Here is a 15,096-nt window from a genome sequence, read left to right on the forward strand (position 1 = left end):
GCCGGACTTACCCTCCATCGGGCGAATCGGTCCGGCCCCCCGCGTGTCCTGCCACGGCGGGGAACATGCTCCCCGGCGTGTACGGATCACGCATACCGCGGCTCGCGGCCGCCATCGCCCTGCTCTGGCTGCTCGCCGTACCGGCGCCCGCCGCCGGTGACTCCTGCGCGATCGCCTCCCTCGGGCAGGGGGACGGCGATTCGTCCGTCGCCGTGGCCGGCGACGGGCAGTGCGAGGCCGTCGTCCCCGGCCCCGAACCGCCCCCGCCGCCTCCACCACCGCCATCACCCCCCTCGCCACCCGCGCCGGAACCACCGTCACCGCCGCCCCCTTCACCACCCGCGCCCGAACCACCACCGCCGCCCCCTTCACCACCCGCACTCAGACCACCACCCCCTTCGCCTCCGCCGCCACCGGCCCCCGCACCGCCCGAACCGGAACCGGAACCCGCGCCACCACCACCGCCCCCACCCCCCTCGCGCCCGTCCTCCCCCGCCCCAACAGCGCGGCCCGCCCCGCCCGTGCCCAGGCCGATCACCCTGCCCACCTACCGGAAGGCAGCCCGCAAGGCCTCCAGGAGCGGCACCTCGCTGATCTCCCTCACCTTGGTGGTCACCGCCCCCGCCGTCTTCGCCGTAGCAGTGCTGCGGCCCCGATCGTCCCGCTGACCGTGAAGGGCACCCATGTCGGAATGGCTTGTTCTGACCATCGCGATGGCCTCGGCCTGTGCCGTCGTCCTGACCATCGCCATCCTCAACAACCGCCGGATCGGCGCCGACGACGACCCGTCGGAGACGCCTGACGTCATCGAGTACATGACGATGATGATCGGCGTGGTGTACGCGATCGTGCTCGGCCTGGCCATCGCGGGTGTCTGGGAGGGCCGCAGCGCCGCACAGGAATCGGTACGCCTGGAGGCCCAGGCCCTGCACGAGGTCAGCGCGCGCTCCGCCGTCTACCCATCCCAGGTGCGCGACCGCATCCGCGGGGACGTCGAGGCGTACGTGGCCTATGTCGTCGACGACGAGTGGAAGGCCATGACCGAGCACGGCTCCCTCACCGAGGAAGGCACCAGGCTGCTCGACCGGGTACGGGCCGACGTGACGAGGTACGTCCCCCGGACGGACCTCGAGGGGCAGGCCTACCAGCCTCTGGTCGACCAGGTGGCCGCGGCGGACGACGCGCGCGGCGCGCGGGGGCAGAACGCCGGGGCGACGATGCCGGGAGTCGTCTGGTTCGGCCTGATCACCGGAGCGCTGGTCACGGTCGGGCTGATCTTCACGCTCCAGATCCGCAGAACCTTCCGTGAACTGCTGCTGGCGGGCCTCTTCAGTGTGCTGATCGCCTTCCTGCTCTTCCTCATCTGGGACTTCGACGCCCCCTTCGGCCGGGGCATCTCGGCCACCGCCGCACCCTTCGTCGATCTGTTCCCGCACGCCGCCGGCGGGTAGCTCCGGGGCACGTCCTGCCCCCGGCCGGGGGAAAGGACTGCCCCATTCGCCTGACCCCGATCGCGGGCCATATACGACACTCCTAGCGTTCCGGGCATCGAGGTGCATCTCTCACGCCGTGCGGAAATCGGTTCCGCGGCTGCTCCTCGGGGACCCGGAGGATTCACCATGCGCGCGATACGTGTCGCACCCGTCGCTCTGCTGGGCGCCGTCGCCTGCGCCCTGATGACACCGGCCGCATCGGCCCAGGTGCTCACCGGCGGCACGTCCACCACGTTCACGCCGACCCTCACTCCCTCGACCGTCGCGCCGGGCGGACGGGTCACCCTGGGCGCCGTGGGCTGCACCGGTGACGCGACCGCGTCCTCGGGCGTGTTCGACACGGTCACCATCCCGCGTGGCAAGTCGGCCACCACCACGGTCGGCCAGGGGGCGAAGCGGGGCGCCGTCTACCAGGTCACGTTCCGCTGCGGCGCCACCACGCGGACGGCCGCCCTGACCATCACAGCTGCCACCACCCCGACGACCAGTTCCACCGCCTCCCCCCGCGGAGTGCTGGGAGGACTCGGCGGCAGCATCGACCCGGTGGGTCCGGCCGAGATCGCCGCGGGATCCGCACTCGTGACGGCAGCCGCGGCCGGCACCTTCTTCGCCCTGCGACGGCGGCACACCGGCCGCCAGCACTGACCGCACTGCCCCTCTGCCGCACACGACAGTCGCCCCGGGTCCTCTTCCAGGACTCGGGGCGACGGGCGTATCGGGCCGGGCGGGACGTTCGCCGCCTCAGGCCGCCGCATCGCTCATCCGGCGACGGACGATGAAGACGGCGCCACCCACGGCTGCCGCGGCGACGAGGCCGCCGCCCACCTGCATCTCCACGGTGCTCGGACCGATGGAACCGCCGAGACCGCCCTGTGCTCCCCGGCCGGGGAGCACGGTGAAGCGGGCCGTCGCCACCAGGTCGGTCTCATGCCCGCGGTTGCCGCGGTCACCACCGTTGCCCCGGTCTCCGGCCTCGCCCCGGTCACCGCCGTCGCCGCCTGCGCCGCCGTCACCGCCGTTCCCGAAGTTGTTGTCGCTCTCGTTGCACTTCACGGACAGGCTGTAGTGGCCTGGGGTCGCGTTGTGCCGGATGTGCGCCGTGGCGTAGCCGACCCGGCCCGGGGACAGGTTCACCGTCGGGAACGCGTTCGACCACACCTTGCCGCCGGAGCGGCCGCAGCCCTCGGCGCTCACCTGCATGGTGGCACCCTGGTGGACCGAGGACGGGTGGACGGTGACATTGGTCGGAATGTTGCTCGGATTGCTGCCCGGGCCGCCGCCCGCAGCGGCCAGCGGGGCAGCGAGCCCGACCGCCGCGCATGCGGTCGCGGTCGCCGCGAGAGCGCGTGAAGCACGCATCGTTGAACCTCCAGCGGGAAGCGCGCCCCGGAGTCTTGTTCTCCGGGATCATTGGACGAGAACGCATCCCATGACGAACCCTCACCACAGACGGCGACCGTCGCACGTCGGTACTGCTCCACCCCGGTGAGCCGACACGCCGTCTTTCGTGTCGTCGATCTGACGGATCTGCAGGTCACGGACCGTCAGAACTTTTATCCGCTCATTACTCCGAAGAGCAGAGCCCTCTTCCGCAGGCGCCCGGCCCGCCACCCGTTCGCCCGTCCCCGATCGCCGCCCCTGCCGAGCGCACCTAGCCTGTGCGATGTCGCGACGAAGGGAGAACCATGGGCCGGGACCAGTGGGGCGGCGAGCGCAGAAGACGTACACCCTGGGGCGCGATCGCCCTGGTGTTGCTCACGGGCGTCGCCCTGATGCGCAACGGCGTGGACACCTCTGCCGGGCCGCCGCAGCCCGCCGCCGCGGCCTCCGTGGCCGGCCCGCAGGACCCGGCCACGGCCGCCCCCGCCGCCGGCGATCCGGTCCAGCCGCTCCCGTACGCCCCGGCCTCGCGCGTGCAGATCCCGTCGATCCAGGTCGACGCGCCCGTGGTCGACGTGAACCTGGACCCGGCCGGCTGGATCGAGGCCCCTCCCGCTCAGGACCCGAATCTCGTGGGCTGGTACCAGAACGGCATCGCTCCGGGGCAGCGTGGGACGGCCGTGGTGGTCGGCCACGTCGACAACCTGGCGGGCCCCGCCGTCTTCTACGGTCTGGGCTCTCTGAGCAAAGGCCGGCAGGTAGAGGTGGAGCGCTACGACGGCAGGGTGGCGGTGTTCGAGATCTACGGCGTCGAGGTCTTCCACAAGGACGACTTCCCCGGCGCCCGGGTCTACGGCGACACCGGGTACGCCGAGCTGCGGGTCATCACCTGCGGCGGCGGCTACACGAAGGCCGGCGGGTACGACGGGAACGTGGTGGTCTTCGCCCGGCTTGTCGACACGCGGTAACCGCGGCCCACGGCACTCCAGGGGGCGCCGGCCGTGCGGGCCGGCGCCCCCTGCGCCCGTCGTCAGCTGCGGTGCGGGACGGTCAGCCGGTAGCCGTCCGCGATCAGCGAGGGCAGATACCGGCGCAGCGCCTCCACGCTCTGGGACCGGTCGCCACCCGCGTCGTGCGAGAGGACCACGACGCCGGGCGCGGCGCCCCGCTCGACCCTGCGGACGATCGTGCCGGTTCCCGGCCGCGTCCAGTCCAAGGTGTCGACGGTCCAGGCCATCGGCTCCATGCCCATCGCCGCGCCGATCTCGAAGGAGTGCCGGTTCCAGGCACCGTACGGAGCGCGGTACCACAGGGGTGGGGCGCCGAGCGTCCGCTCGATCACGTCGCTGGTGCGGCCCAGCTCGTCACGGATCGCGCGCCGGGAGAGCCCGGGGATCAGCGGATGGGACCACGAGTGGTTGCCGACCACGTGCCCGTCGTCCGCCATCTCGCGCAGCAGGTCACGGTGGCCGGTGGCCATCCAGCCGCAGACGAAGAACATCGCCCGGACGCCGTACCTGCGCAGCGTGGCCAGGATGTCCGGCGTGTACCGGGGGTCGGGACCGTCGTCGAAACTGAGCACCATGGCGTCGTGCCCGAGTTCGGGCAGTTCCTCGAAGGGGCGGGTGCGCACCGGTGGCGCCGCGGGCCGGAAACGGGGGGCGGCGTGCCCGGTCATGGGTCTCAGCCGGTAGGCCGCGCCTCCGGCCCGCGTACGCGCCGGGGGGCCGGCGGCCGCGGCAAGCGGCTCGCCGCCGGGTCGGACGGGGGTACGGGCCGGGTCGGCGGCGACCACGCGGACAGCGGTGGCGGCCCCGAGCGCGAGGGCGAGACGCAGAAGGGGGCGGCGCCCGACGGGGAACTGATCATATTTCATGACCAACTGCTCGCACGGAGTCGGCCGCGGGCCCGCCGACCACACCGGGGAAGGGGCGAGGTGCACCCGATGGGGCGAGTGCCGCGCGGTGTCCGGCGGGGCCTTCCGGGCGGGCAGGCGGCCCGGGACGCAAGCGGCCGACGCGAGCGGCTAACCTCGTGGCCGTGACAGACCAGCAACAACACCGGTTCGAGCGCGGCACGGACGGGCCCAAGGTGATCGTCGCCGGCATCGACGGGTCCGACTCCTCGATGCGCGCAGCCGCGTACGCGGCGGGCCTCGCCCGCCGCCAGAACGCGATGCTCACCCTCGTCTACGTGCAGCCGGTGCTTTCAGCCGGCGCCGCTCTGGGAGCCCCGGTGGCCGAGGCGACCGGGGAGGTCGCCGAGGGGCTGGTGAACGAGATCAGGACGTCGGCCGAGCGACTGAAGGACACGTGGAACGTCCGATGGGAGTTCCACACCTTCCGCGGCGACCCCTACAACGGACTCGTGACGGCGGCGGACGAACTGAAGGCGGACGCGGTGGTGGTCGGCGCGTCGGAGTCGGCCGGGCACCGGTTCATCGGATCGGTGGCGGTACGGCTGGTGAAGGCCGGACGGTGGCCGGTCACCGTCGTGCCGTGATGCCCGGCACCCCCGGGCCCGTCTCGCCCCGGGTCACTTCCCCCTGACGAGACCGTCCTGCGCGGCGCCCCGGCTGAGCACGACGGCGCTGATGCGGTCGAGGATCTCCCGGCGGCGGTCCCTGCCGTCGTCCGCCGGGTCGTCGAGGTCGGTGACGCGCCCGGCCTCGGGGTCGAACCACTGGGGAAGGAACTCGGCCTTCGTGACCTTCCAGCGCCCACCGGGTGCGTCGGGCGGGGCGAAGGTGAACCGGCCCATGGAGCTCTCGTTGCCGCGCGGGGCGGGTGCTCCCTCGTCGTCGATCATGGCGCCGGCAATCTGGTCGCCCATGCCGTAGACGATCCAGGTGCCGTTGACCTTCTCGTACGCCTGGGGAACGTGCGCGTGGGTGCCTACGATCAGGTCGATGTCCGGGCGTCCCGCGGTGGCGGAGGCCGTCAGCTCGCGGCCGAGATCCCGTTGTGTGTCGTCGGGGGCCTCCTGCCACTCCGTGCCCCAGTGCAGGGAGAGGACGACGACGTCGGCGCCCGCACGCCGGGCCGCGCGGGCGTCGGCGAGGATCCGGTCCTTGTCGAGCAGGTTGACGGCCCAGGGCTGCCCGTCGGGGAGCGGGATGTCGTTGGTGCCGTAGGTGTACGCGAGGTGGGCGACCTTCGCCGCCTTCTTGCCCGTGCCGGCCGTGAGCACGGCCGGACGGCGGGCCTCGGCCGCGGAGCGGGCGGAGCCGGCGTGGGCGACGCCCGCCCGGTCCAGCGCGTCGAGCGTGCGTCCGATGCCTTCGGCCCCGTCGTCCAGGGTGTGGTTGGAGGCGGTGGAGCAGGAGTCGAATCCGGTGGCACGCAGGGCCGTCGCCACCTCGGGCGGCGAGCGGAAGGACGGGTAGCCCGTGTAAGGGCCCCCCTTCTTCCCGTAGACCGTCTCCATGTGACAGATGGCCAGATCCGCACCGCGGACCAGGGGGGCGGCGCCCTTGAGCATGGGGCGGAAGTCGTAGCCCTTTCCGCCGGCGTCGGCGGCCGCGCGGTCGATGACCGAGGAGTGCGGGAGGACGTCGCCCGAGGCCAGCAGGGTGAAGGCACGCGCATCGTCCGCTCCCCCGCCGCCCGCTCCGCGATCAGCGGATGCCTGCCGCCCCGCGAACCCCGGCGGTGCGGAGGCCTGGCCGGTACAGGCTGTTGCGGCGAGCAGTGCGGCGGCGGCGAGCACCGTGGCGGGTCGGATGTGTTGCATCATCTGCGCGACTCCTGGTTGGGATGATTTCGGCCATCCGAATAGACATATATACATACCGGCGAGTCAAGGACAAAGGTGCTCAAGTACCTGAATCGGTCGTATCGCTGTCTCCCGACCGTTCACCGCACCATTCGCCGCTCCGTGCGACCGCTCGCCGCACACCTCGGTGCACCGCCTGTTCCCCGGCCACCCGATGCGTTCGTATACGCCAGGTGGAGCGAGGCGGCTGGGGCCTCCTCGGGAAAGGACGTGCACGATGACCACGGCGACAACCGATGAACGGGCCCTCGCGGAGTTGCAGCGGGAGCACGGGCCGGCCCTGTTCCACTTCCTCCTCGGGCTGACCTTCGGTGACCGCCAGCGGGCGGAGGACCTGCTGCAGGAGACCCTGGTCCGTGCCTGGCAGCACCCGGAGGCTTTCGACGCCCCGTACGACTCGATGCGCCCCTGGCTCTTCACCGTGGCCAGGCGCCTGGCCATCGACGCCCGCAGGTCCCGTCAGGCCCGGCCCCCGGAGGTCAGCGACGCGGTCCTGGAGAGCGCCCCCGCCCGGGAGAACACCGCCGAGGCGGCGGTGCGCGCGCTCGACGTGCGCGAGGCCGTCAGGACGCTGAGCCCGGAACACCGTGCGGTGCTGGTGCAGATCTACTTCCGCGGGCTGAGCGTCGGCGAGACGGCCCGGGTCCTCGGCATACCGGCGGGCACCGTCAAGTCCCGCTCGTACTATGCGCTGCGGCTGCTCTCGCGCAACCTGCCCGGCTACTCCAGCAGGTCCTCCTCGTCCAGCAGCGGGAGCAGGCACACGGCGTCCGCGACCTCCACGTAGGCGGCGGCGCAGGGGTCGCACCGCTGGAGGTGCCGGGCTACGGGACCGGTCTCGTCCGAGGTCAGGGCATCGAGCACGTACGCGCCCAGCAGCCGCACGACGTGGGGGTCGTCACCGCGGTCGGCGGTCATCACACCTCGTATCTCCCGACGGATCCTGCCCTTCTGCCCACGCGGGGGACGCGCCCCCGGTTCAATGCTGCGTGAACCCCCCGGGCCGAGTCGAGGAAAGAGGCGAGACGGGATGCGTCCCGAACATCACGACACCACCGGAGGCGGGCTGCTGGTCCCGATGGCCTGGTTGTACGCCGAGTACGTCGCGGACGAGGTACTCATGACCGGTGACCTGATGGAGCCGGCGACGCCGGAGTACCGCGCGGGACGTGACGCCCTCGCCCTGACGGTCTTCCTCGCCGGGGCGGCCCCCCTCCCCGGTACGGCGGCCCCGGGCGCGCTGGCTGCGGCCGGGGTGGACGAGCTGCGGCTGCTCACCGCATCCGGCACGCCCTGGCGGCAGTGGGTGTGCGAGCAACTGGACGCACGGGCCCTGCCCGGGGCCCGGGACGGGGAGCCGGACCCCGATCTGGCCCTGGCGCGTGCGGCGTGGCGGTGGCTGGAGGAGACCGAACTGCTGGCGGCGGACCTGGAGGCGATCGGTGCGCCGCGCCGGGAGCACGTGGCGGAGGAGCAGGACGGCGAGGTGCAGGTGTGGACACCCGCCTGGCAGCTCGGACTGCCGCTGGGGCATCTGGCGGTCCATCTGTACTGAGCCTCCCGGTGCCCCGCGGTTCGGGCCCGAGCCGCCGGGGCACCGGGCGTTCCTCTCCGCCCGGCCGCCCGCCGCGTCATGACCCGTGGACGCCCGCACGGTACTTGGGCAGCCTCAGGGTGATCTTCATGCCGGCTCCGGCCCCCGTCTCGATGACGAGCCCGTAGTCGTCCCCGTACACCTGCCGCAGCCGCTCGTCCACGTTGAGCAGGCCGATCCCGGTGGAGGCACCGCCCTCGCCGCGCAGGATCTGCCGCAACCGCCCCGGTTCCATCCCGGTGCCGTCGTCCTCGATGACGACCTCGGCCTCGGCCCCGGCGTCCAGTGCGCTGATGGTGATGCGGCTGTGGCGCACCGCGCCTTCCAGCCCGTGCTTGACCGCGTTCTCGACCAGGGGCTGGAGGCAGAGGAACGGCAGGGAGACCGGCAGCACCTCGGGGGCGACCTGCAGGGTCACGGACAGCCGTTCGCCGAACCGGGCCCGGACGAGCGCCAGGTACTGGTCGATGGAGTGGAGTTCGTCGGCCAGCGTGGTGAACTCGCCGTGCCGGCGGAACGAGTAGCGGGTGAAGTCGGCGAACTCCAGCAGCAGTTCCCGTGCCTGCTCGGGGTCGGTACGTACGAAGGACGCGATGGCGGCCAGCGAGTTGAAGATGAAGTGCGGCGAGATCTGGGCCCGCAGCGCCTTGATCTCGGCCTCGATGAGCCGGGTGCGGGAACGGTCGAGTTCGGCGAGTTCCAGCTGTACGCAGACCCATCGGGCCACCTCCCCGGCAGCCCTGGCGAGCACGGCCGATTCCCGGGGGGCGTACGCCACGAGCGTCCCGAGCACCCGGTGGTCGACTGTGAGCGGGACGGCGACCGCCCAGCGGAGCGGACAGTCCAGGTCCCCGCAGTCGCTGTGGAACGCGGTGTCCCGGCCGCTGGAGAGCAGTGCCCGGACCTGCTGCATCACGTCCTTGCCGTGGTGGTCGCCCTCGCCGTCCCACACGAGCACCCGGTCGCGGTCGGTGAGGCAGAGAGCGTCGGTGCCGAGCAGCGAGCGGAGCCTGCGGGCCGATCTGCGGGCACTCTCCTCGGTCAGCCCGGCGCGCAGCGGCGGGGCGGCCAGGGAGGCGGTGTGCAGGGTCTCGAACGTGGCGTGTTCGACGGGGGTGCCCACGTCGCTGGTGCGCACCGGCCGGGCCGTGCGGCCCAGCAGGAAGCCGGTACCGAAGAGGAGCAGGGTGAGCACGGCTACGGCGGCGATCCCGGCCCCGGTCATCGCCCGCCTCCGGCAGGGAAGTCGGTCATCGCCCTCTCCCCGAGGTCAGTGCTTCCGGTAGGTGGAAGCGGGACATGGCGGCGTTGGTGCCCGGCGGTATCCGCCCCGGGGTGGCCAGCGAGACCAGGATCATCGCGAGGAAACCGACCGGTACGGACCAGACGGCGGGCCAGGCCAGCAGGGCGTGCGGCCAGCCCGGCGGCCGCACCGCGCCGCTGACGGTGATCGCCACGGCCAGCAGCGCGGAGCCGCCACCCAGCAGCAGTCCGGCGATCGCCCCGGGCGGAGTGAGCCGCCGCCACCAGATACCAAGGAGGAGGAGCGGGCAGAACGACGAGGCGGAGACCGCGAACGCCATGCCGACCGCGTCGGCCACCGGCACCCGGCCGACCAGCAGCGAACCTGCCAGCGGCACGGCGACGGCGAGGACGGTGGCCAGCCGGAAGTGCCGTACGCCTCGCGAGGGCAGGACGTCCTGGGTGATCACTCCGGCGACGGCCATGGTGAGCCCGGACGCCGTGGACAGGAACGCGGCGAACGCGCCGCCCGCGACGAGCGCGCCGAGCAGGTCCCCGCCGAGGCCGCCGATCACCCGGGCGGGCAGCAGCAGGACGGCGGCGTCGGAGTCGCCCCCGTGGATGAGTTCGGGGGCGTAGAGCCTGCCCAGCGCCCCGTACACCGGCGGCAGCAGGTAGAACGTGCCGACCAGGGCGAGGACCGCGACGGTCGTCCGGCGGGCGTCGCGGCCGTTGGGGCTCGTGTAGAAGCGCACCACGACATGGGGCAGGCCCATCGTGCCGAGGAAGGTGGCCACGATCAGGCCGTACGTCGCGTACAGCGGGTGGTCGGCGCGGAAGGCGGACACCTGGTCGTCGAAGCTGACGCGGGGCTGTCCGTCACCGCGCCAGGCCAGCACCAGGAAGATCGCCGGGACGAGGAGCGCGGTGAGTTTCAGCCAGTACTGGAAGACCTGGACGAAGGTGATCGAGCGCATCCCGCCCGCCGCGACGGCGAGCACCACGACCGAGGCGACGAGGGCGTCGCCGAGCCACCCCGGCGCTCCGGTGAGGATCTTCAGGGTGAGCCCGGCGCCCTGGAGCTGCGGGACGAGATAGAGCCAGCCCGCGCCGACCACGAACACGCTGACCAGCCGGCGCACCTGCCGCGACTCCAGCCGCCCTTCGGCGAAGTCGGGCAGGGTGTACGCCCCCGAGCGGCGCAGCGGGGCGGCGACGAACACCAGCAGCACGAGGTATCCGGCGGTGTAGCCGACCGGGTACCAGAGCATGTCGGGGCCGTGCACGAGGACGAGGCCCGCGATGCCGAGGAAGGAGGCCGCGGAGAGGTACTCGCCGCTGATCGCCGCGGCGTTGAGCCGGGGCCGCACGGTGCGGGAGGCGACGTAGAAGTCGGAGGTGGTGCGGGAGATCCGCAACCCGAAGCCGCCGACGAGGACGGTGGCGAGGACGACGAGGGCGACCGCCACCACCGGTGCCGGGTGGGCGGGGCTGCTCACGGTGCGGGTCGGCCTTCCACGAGTCTGGCGAAGTCGCGCTCGTTACGTTCCGCCCGGCGTACGTACCACAAGGCGGTGAGGGTGAGCGGCGGATAGGTGGCGAAGCCGAGCACCGCCCAGACGACGGCGTTGCTGTGCAGGGCCTCGAAGACGAGGGGCAGGGTGCCGGCCACGAGGGCCAGCACGGTGAAGGCGGTAAGTCCGACGCGGAGCTGACTGCGCATCAGCGAGCGCACGTAGGCGCCGCCCAGTGCCGTCTGCTCGTCGATCTCCGACTGGGCACGGTAGCGGGGCAGCGGACGCACCCGTCGCGGCTCCCCCGTGACCACTTCACGCCGGGGCGTGCTCTCTGCGGACATGGGCTCGGAGTGTAGGCGGCGCGAGGGCCGCCTGGGAAGGGGCGGCGGCGGGGTAGGCGCAGGTCAGCGGCCGGTCTGCCGCATCAGGAGGTCGCGCAGGGCGCGGGTGTGGCGACGGCTGACCGCGAGGTGCGCCTCCCCGATGCGGACGCTCATGCTGCCCGCGTCGAGCCGTAGCTCGTCGATGCGGTTCAGCGCGACGAGGTGGCGGCGGTGGATGCGTACGAACCCCCGGGAGCGCCAGCGCTCCTCCAGGGTGGTGAGCGCAATCCGGACGAGGTGGCTGCCGGTGGCGGTGTGCAGCCGGGCGTAGTCGCCCTGCGCCTCGGCGTACGCGATGTCCTCGACCGGGACGAACCGGATCACCCCGGCGAGCTCGACCGCGATCTGGTCGGCCGCCGCGTCGTGGACGGGCGCGGAGCGTTCGCCGACCTGTTCCGCGACGCGGCGTACGGCTTCGGCCAGGCGCTCGCGGCGGACGGGTTTGAGCACGTAGTCCACGGCCTTGAGGTCGAACGCGTGTACGGCGAAGCCCTCGTGGGCGGTGACGAACACGATGAGCGGCGGCGCGGCGAACCCGGCCAGGAGCTGCGCCACGTCGAGTCCGGTGAGGCCGGCCATGTGGATGTCCAGGAAGACGACGTCGATGGCCGCAGGATCCTGTGGCCCGGCGTCGACGGCGCCACCGATGCGGCGCAGCGCCTCGGTGGCCCCGGTGGCCCCTTCCGCGCTCCGGATGCGGGGGTCGGCACGCAGGAGGTAGAGGAGTTCCTCCAGGGCGGGCTCTTCGTCGTCGACGGCCAGTACGCGCAGCATGAGGCCGGAGTTTAGGGCTTACCGGAGCACGGTGGCCTCGGTGGTCCACGGGGCCGCCGCGTACCCGGGGCATGCCCTCTCAGGATCCCGCCAGGGCGCCGGAGCCACCGCCGGCCGGCGGCGAGGACCCGGTCGGCTACTTGAGCAGGCGGGAGAGACGGCGGTCGGCGAGGGGCTTGCCGCCGGTCTGGCACGTGGGGCAGTACTGCAGGGAGGAGTCGCTGAACGAGACCTCCAGGACGGTGTCGCCGCAGACGGGGCAGGGCTGTCCGGCGCGGCCGTGGACGCGCATGCCGCTCTTCTTCTCGGCCTTGAGCTGTCCGGCCGCGATACCCCGGGAGCGTTCCACGGCGTCCTGGAGTGTGGTGCGCAGGGCCGTGTACAGGTGGGCGATGTCGTCGTCGCCGAGACGGGTGGTCAGCTTGAAGGGCGACATCTTCGCGACGTGCAGGATCTCGTCGCTGTAGGCGTTGCCGATGCCCGCGATCAGCGACTGGTCCCGCAGGGCACCCTTGATCTGCCGGTTCACCCCGCCGAGCAGCCGGGCGAATGCCTCCCGGTCGAACGAGTCGGCCAGGGGGTCGGGCCCGAGGCGCGCGACGCCGGGCACCTCGGCCGGGTCGCGCACCAGGTGCACGGCGAGGCGCTTGGTGGTACCCCGCTCGGTCAGGTCGAAGCCGTCGCCGCCCGCGAGGACCGTACGCAGGGCGAGAGGGCCCTTGCCCGGCCGTGGCGGGGTCGCGGGGAAGCCGTCCTTCCACTGCAGCCAGCCGGCCCGGGCCAGGTGGACGAGCAGGTGGAGGTCTCCGGCCCCGATGTCCAGGAACTTGCCGTGGCGGGCCACGGAGGTGACGGTCGCGCCCTCCAGGGCGGTGAGCGGCGGGTCGTACGTCTTGAGGACGCTGATCGCGAGGGGCAGGACGCGGGCGATCTCCTTGCCGACGAGGTGGTCGTCGAGGAAGTCCCGCAGGGCTTCGACTTCCGGCAGTTCGGGCATGACACCAGCCTGCCGCAGCGGCCCGCCGGATGCCTGCCGGACGGCGTACTGCGCGAGGTCAGGTCGTCCCCAGGCCGTAGACACGGCGGGCGGTGCCCGCGAAGACGGACCGCAGTTCCTCCTCGCCGAGGCGGCCGGTGAGCGCCCGCGCCGCCTCCAGGACACCTGCGTACGGAGCGGCGAGCAGGCACACCGGCCAGTCGGACCCAAACATCAGCCGTCCGGGGCCGAAGGCGTCGATCACGGTGTCGGCATACGGGCGCAGGTCGTCGACGGTCCAGGAGCGCGGGTCGGCCTCGGTGACCAGGCCGGAGAGTTTGCAGACGGTGTTGGGCAGTGCGGCCAGGGCCCGCAGTCCGGCGGCCCACGGCTGCGTGCGCTGCCGGGCCACCGGCGGTTTGCCCGCGTGGTCGAGTACGAACGTGAGCCCTGGCACGAGCGCCGCGGCACGGGCAGCGGCGGGAAGTTGGGGCGGGCGGACGACCAGGTCGTAGGCGAGGCCGGCGGCCGCGACGGCCCGGAGACCGCGCAGGACGTCGGGCCGCAGCAGCCACTCGGGGTCCGGTTCGCTCTGGACCTGGTGGCGGATACCGGCGAGCCGGTCGCCGCCGGGCAGGGCCCGCAGGCCGGCGAGGGTGTCGGCGATGTCCGCAGCGGTGAGATCGGTCCAGCCGACGACGCCGGCGACGAGGTCGTGGGCCGCGGCGAGGGCGAGGAGCTCGGGGGTCTCCTCGGGGACGGTGACGGTCTGCACGAGAACGGTGGCTCCCACACCGGCGGCGCGGGCCTCGGGTTCCAGGTCGGCGAGGGTGAAGGTACGGCGGATGGGGGCGAGTTGTGCGCCCCTGATCCAGTCCTGGTCGCGTACGGCGAGGTCCCAGACGTGGTGGTGGGCGTCGACGACCGGCAGGGGCTCCGTCATGTGCCGGCTCCCGGGCGGTCGTCCGCCGCCGGGAGGGACCGTTCGTCCAGCAGCCCCTCGGCGCGCAGGTCGTCCCAGAGCGCCTCGGGCACGGGCGTGCGGAGCAGGGTGGCGGCGTCGCGCACCTCGTCGGCGGAGCGGAGGCCGACCAGGACACCCGCGACGGCCGGGTGGCGCAGCGGATAGTGGAGCGCGGCGGCCCGGAGCGGGACGCCGTGCCTCTCCGTCACGGCCTTGACGCGCAGGGCCCGGTCGAGCAGGGAGTCGGGGGCCGCGGCGTAGTCGTACGTCGCTCCGGGCCGCGGGTCGGCGAGCAGCCCGGAGTTGAAGACGCCTCCGACGACGACGCTGCGCCCCCGCGTGGCGGCCTCGGGCAGCAGGGTGTCCAGGGCGCTCCCGTCCAGGAGCGTGAAGCGGCCGGCGCAGAGGACGACGTCGACATCGGTGTCGCGCACGAAGCGGGTGAGCATCGCGGTCCGGTTCATGCCGGCGCCGATGGCGCCGACCGTGCCTTCGGCGCGGAGCTTCTCCAGCGCCGGGTAACCCTCCCGGAAGGCGGATTCCTCGTGGTCGTCGGGGTCGTGGAGGTACACGACGTCGACGCGGTCGAGGCCGAGCCGTTCGAGGCTCTCCTCGATGCTCCGGCGGATGCCGTCCCCGCTGAAATCCCAGCGGCGGCGGTGGGTGTGGGGTACGTCGAACCCTTCCGAGAGCCCGCCGGACGCCGCCGCCTCGGCGGCCGTCAGCGGCTCGAGCAGCCGGCCGGCCTTCGTCGACACCGTGTAGGTGTCCCTGGAGTGGGCGCGCAGGGCCTCGCCCAGGCGGCGTTCGGACAACCCGGTCCCGTAGTGCGGGGCCGTGTCGAAGTGGCGAACGCCCTCCTCCCACGCCGCGTCTACGGCGGCGGCGGCCTGCCCGGGTGAGACCCGGGTGAAGAGGTTGCCTATGGCCGACGCGCCGAAGGACAGCTCGGTGATCTCCACCGCGCTGCGCCCGAGCCTGTTGCGCTCCATGCCAGTG

General features: G+C 72.9%; 18 protein-coding genes. 7 read left to right on the forward strand and 11 right to left on the reverse strand.

Annotated features, from left to right (window positions below; genetic code table 11):
* The first annotated feature begins 521 nt into the window (after positions 1-521).
* The 3 genes from ACH4VO_RS10475 (at position 522) to ACH4VO_RS10485 (ending at position 2,138) form a co-directional block, all read left to right on the forward strand.
* Positions 522-668: a hypothetical protein gene (locus ACH4VO_RS10475; RefSeq protein ID WP_360990843.1), complete on the forward strand. Its 147-nt coding sequence runs from the start codon at positions 522-524 to the stop codon at positions 666-668.
* Positions 669-683: 15 nt separating this feature from the next.
* Positions 684-1,451: a hypothetical protein gene (locus ACH4VO_RS10480; protein WP_360990840.1), complete on the forward strand. Its 768-nt coding sequence runs from the start codon at positions 684-686 to the stop codon at positions 1,449-1,451.
* Between the two features lie 168 nt (positions 1,452-1,619).
* Complete coding sequence (locus tag ACH4VO_RS10485) at positions 1,620-2,138, forward strand: hypothetical protein (RefSeq protein ID WP_360990837.1); 519 nt, start codon at positions 1,620-1,622, stop codon at positions 2,136-2,138.
* A gap of 96 nt (positions 2,139-2,234) precedes the next feature.
* Here the strand turns inward: ACH4VO_RS10485 and ACH4VO_RS10490 are convergent, their stop codons facing one another.
* Positions 2,235-2,852, reverse strand: a complete 618-nt coding sequence (locus ACH4VO_RS10490) for a hypothetical protein (RefSeq protein WP_360990835.1) — start codon at positions 2,850-2,852, stop codon at positions 2,235-2,237.
* 326 nt (positions 2,853-3,178) lie between these two features.
* Between ACH4VO_RS10490 and ACH4VO_RS10495 the strand changes: the two genes are divergently transcribed.
* Positions 3,179-3,841 carry a class F sortase gene (locus tag ACH4VO_RS10495; protein ID WP_360990832.1) on the forward strand — a complete coding sequence of 221 codons (663 nt, stop codon included), beginning with the start codon at positions 3,179-3,181 and terminating at the stop codon, positions 3,839-3,841.
* Positions 3,842-3,903: 62 nt separating this feature from the next.
* Here the strand turns inward: ACH4VO_RS10495 and ACH4VO_RS10500 are convergent, their stop codons facing one another.
* The gene (locus ACH4VO_RS10500; RefSeq protein ID WP_360990829.1) at positions 3,904-4,749 is read right to left on the reverse strand and encodes a polysaccharide deacetylase family protein; all 846 of its coding nucleotides are present in this window, start codon (positions 4,747-4,749) and stop codon (positions 3,904-3,906) included.
* A gap of 164 nt (positions 4,750-4,913) precedes the next feature.
* Here ACH4VO_RS10500 and ACH4VO_RS10505 point away from each other — a divergent pair, with 164 nt between their 5' ends.
* Complete coding sequence (locus ACH4VO_RS10505; RefSeq protein ID WP_360990827.1) at positions 4,914-5,375, forward strand: universal stress protein; 462 nt, start codon at positions 4,914-4,916, stop codon at positions 5,373-5,375.
* A 33-nt stretch (positions 5,376-5,408) separates the two neighbouring features.
* Here ACH4VO_RS10505 and ACH4VO_RS10510 read toward each other — a convergent pair whose 3' ends face one another.
* A complete protein-coding gene (locus ACH4VO_RS10510; RefSeq protein WP_360990824.1) occupies positions 5,409-6,608 on the reverse strand; it encodes a CapA family protein in 1,200 nt (399 codons plus the stop codon).
* Between the two features lie 256 nt (positions 6,609-6,864).
* Between ACH4VO_RS10510 and ACH4VO_RS10515 the strand changes: the two genes are divergently transcribed.
* Positions 6,865-7,434, forward strand: coding sequence for a sigma-70 family RNA polymerase sigma factor (locus ACH4VO_RS10515; protein ID WP_360990821.1), 570 nt, complete (start codon positions 6,865-6,867; stop codon positions 7,432-7,434).
* Here the strand turns inward: ACH4VO_RS10515 and ACH4VO_RS10520 are convergent.
* Entirely contained in the window at positions 7,368-7,565 is a 198-nt protein-coding gene (locus tag ACH4VO_RS10520) for a zf-HC2 domain-containing protein (protein ID WP_360990818.1), read from the reverse strand. The two genes, ACH4VO_RS10515 and ACH4VO_RS10520, sit on opposite strands and share 67 nt — an antisense overlap.
* Positions 7,566-7,677: 112 nt before the next feature.
* Between ACH4VO_RS10520 and ACH4VO_RS10525 the strand changes: the two genes are divergently transcribed.
* Positions 7,678-8,202: a hypothetical protein gene (locus tag ACH4VO_RS10525; RefSeq protein WP_360990815.1), complete on the forward strand. Its 525-nt coding sequence runs from the start codon at positions 7,678-7,680 to the stop codon at positions 8,200-8,202.
* Positions 8,203-8,278: 76 nt separating this feature from the next.
* Here ACH4VO_RS10525 and ACH4VO_RS10530 read toward each other — a convergent pair whose 3' ends face one another.
* The 7 genes from ACH4VO_RS10530 to ACH4VO_RS10560 all read right to left on the reverse strand — a co-directional run bounded on the left by ACH4VO_RS10530 (position 8,279) and on the right by ACH4VO_RS10560 (position 15,089).
* On the reverse strand, positions 8,279-9,466 hold the full coding sequence (locus ACH4VO_RS10530) for a histidine kinase (protein ID WP_360990813.1): 1,188 nt from the start codon (positions 9,464-9,466) through the stop codon (positions 8,279-8,281).
* 25 nt (positions 9,467-9,491) lie between these two features.
* Positions 9,492-10,982: a cation acetate symporter gene (locus tag ACH4VO_RS10535; protein WP_360990810.1), complete on the reverse strand. Its 1,491-nt coding sequence runs from the start codon at positions 10,980-10,982 to the stop codon at positions 9,492-9,494.
* Positions 10,979-11,341 carry a hypothetical protein gene (locus ACH4VO_RS10540; RefSeq protein ID WP_360990808.1) on the reverse strand — a complete coding sequence of 121 codons (363 nt, stop codon included), beginning with the start codon at positions 11,339-11,341 and terminating at the stop codon, positions 10,979-10,981. Before ACH4VO_RS10540 ends, ACH4VO_RS10535 begins: the two co-directional genes overlap by 4 nt.
* Before the next feature lie 63 nt (positions 11,342-11,404).
* Positions 11,405-12,157, reverse strand: coding sequence for a LytTR family DNA-binding domain-containing protein (locus tag ACH4VO_RS10545; RefSeq protein WP_360990805.1), 753 nt, complete (start codon positions 12,155-12,157; stop codon positions 11,405-11,407).
* A 136-nt stretch (positions 12,158-12,293) separates the two neighbouring features.
* Positions 12,294-13,154, reverse strand: a complete 861-nt coding sequence (locus tag ACH4VO_RS10550; protein WP_360990803.1) for a DNA-formamidopyrimidine glycosylase family protein — start codon at positions 13,152-13,154, stop codon at positions 12,294-12,296.
* Positions 13,155-13,212: 58 nt separating this feature from the next.
* Positions 13,213-14,076, reverse strand: a complete 864-nt coding sequence (locus ACH4VO_RS10555; protein WP_360990800.1) for an amidohydrolase family protein — start codon at positions 14,074-14,076, stop codon at positions 13,213-13,215.
* Positions 14,073-15,089: an aldo/keto reductase gene (locus ACH4VO_RS10560; RefSeq protein ID WP_360990797.1), complete on the reverse strand. Its 1,017-nt coding sequence runs from the start codon at positions 15,087-15,089 to the stop codon at positions 14,073-14,075. Before ACH4VO_RS10560 ends, ACH4VO_RS10555 begins: the two co-directional genes overlap by 4 nt.
* Positions 15,090-15,096: the final 7 nt, after the last annotated feature.

It is taken from the genome of Streptomyces sp. NPDC020780 (genome assembly GCF_044334475.1).
Lineage (GTDB): Bacteria > Actinomycetota > Actinomycetes > Streptomycetales > Streptomycetaceae > Streptomyces.

Excerpts from the sequence above, each read along its gene's own strand:
- ACH4VO_RS10495 (WP_360990832.1), top strand. The coding sequence starts at position 3,179 with ATGGGCCGGGACCAGTGGGGCGGCGAGCGCAGAAGACGTACACCCTGG.
- ACH4VO_RS10480 (WP_360990840.1), top strand. The coding sequence starts at position 684 with ATGTCGGAATGGCTTGTTCTGACCATCGCGATGGCCTCGGCCTGTGCC.
- ACH4VO_RS10525 (WP_360990815.1), top strand. The coding sequence starts at position 7,678 with ATGCGTCCCGAACATCACGACACCACCGGAGGCGGGCTGCTGGTCCCG.
- ACH4VO_RS10555 (WP_360990800.1), bottom strand. The coding sequence starts at position 14,076 with ATGACGGAGCCCCTGCCGGTCGTCGACGCCCACCACCACGTCTGGGAC.
- ACH4VO_RS10485 (WP_360990837.1), top strand. The coding sequence starts at position 1,620 with ATGCGCGCGATACGTGTCGCACCCGTCGCTCTGCTGGGCGCCGTCGCC.
- ACH4VO_RS10540 (WP_360990808.1), bottom strand. The coding sequence starts at position 11,341 with ATGTCCGCAGAGAGCACGCCCCGGCGTGAAGTGGTCACGGGGGAGCCG.
- ACH4VO_RS10530 (WP_360990813.1), bottom strand. The coding sequence starts at position 9,466 with ATGACCGGGGCCGGGATCGCCGCCGTAGCCGTGCTCACCCTGCTCCTC.
- ACH4VO_RS10515 (WP_360990821.1), top strand. The coding sequence starts at position 6,865 with ATGACCACGGCGACAACCGATGAACGGGCCCTCGCGGAGTTGCAGCGG.
- ACH4VO_RS10510 (WP_360990824.1), bottom strand. The coding sequence starts at position 6,608 with ATGATGCAACACATCCGACCCGCCACGGTGCTCGCCGCCGCCGCACTG.
- ACH4VO_RS10520 (WP_360990818.1), bottom strand. The coding sequence starts at position 7,565 with ATGACCGCCGACCGCGGTGACGACCCCCACGTCGTGCGGCTGCTGGGC.
- ACH4VO_RS10550 (WP_360990803.1), bottom strand. The coding sequence starts at position 13,154 with ATGCCCGAACTGCCGGAAGTCGAAGCCCTGCGGGACTTCCTCGACGAC.
- ACH4VO_RS10560 (WP_360990797.1), bottom strand. The coding sequence starts at position 15,089 with ATGGAGCGCAACAGGCTCGGGCGCAGCGCGGTGGAGATCACCGAGCTG.
- ACH4VO_RS10545 (WP_360990805.1), bottom strand. The coding sequence starts at position 12,157 with ATGCTGCGCGTACTGGCCGTCGACGACGAAGAGCCCGCCCTGGAGGAA.
- ACH4VO_RS10490 (WP_360990835.1), bottom strand. The coding sequence starts at position 2,852 with ATGCGTGCTTCACGCGCTCTCGCGGCGACCGCGACCGCATGCGCGGCG.
- ACH4VO_RS10500 (WP_360990829.1), bottom strand. The coding sequence starts at position 4,749 with ATGAAATATGATCAGTTCCCCGTCGGGCGCCGCCCCCTTCTGCGTCTC.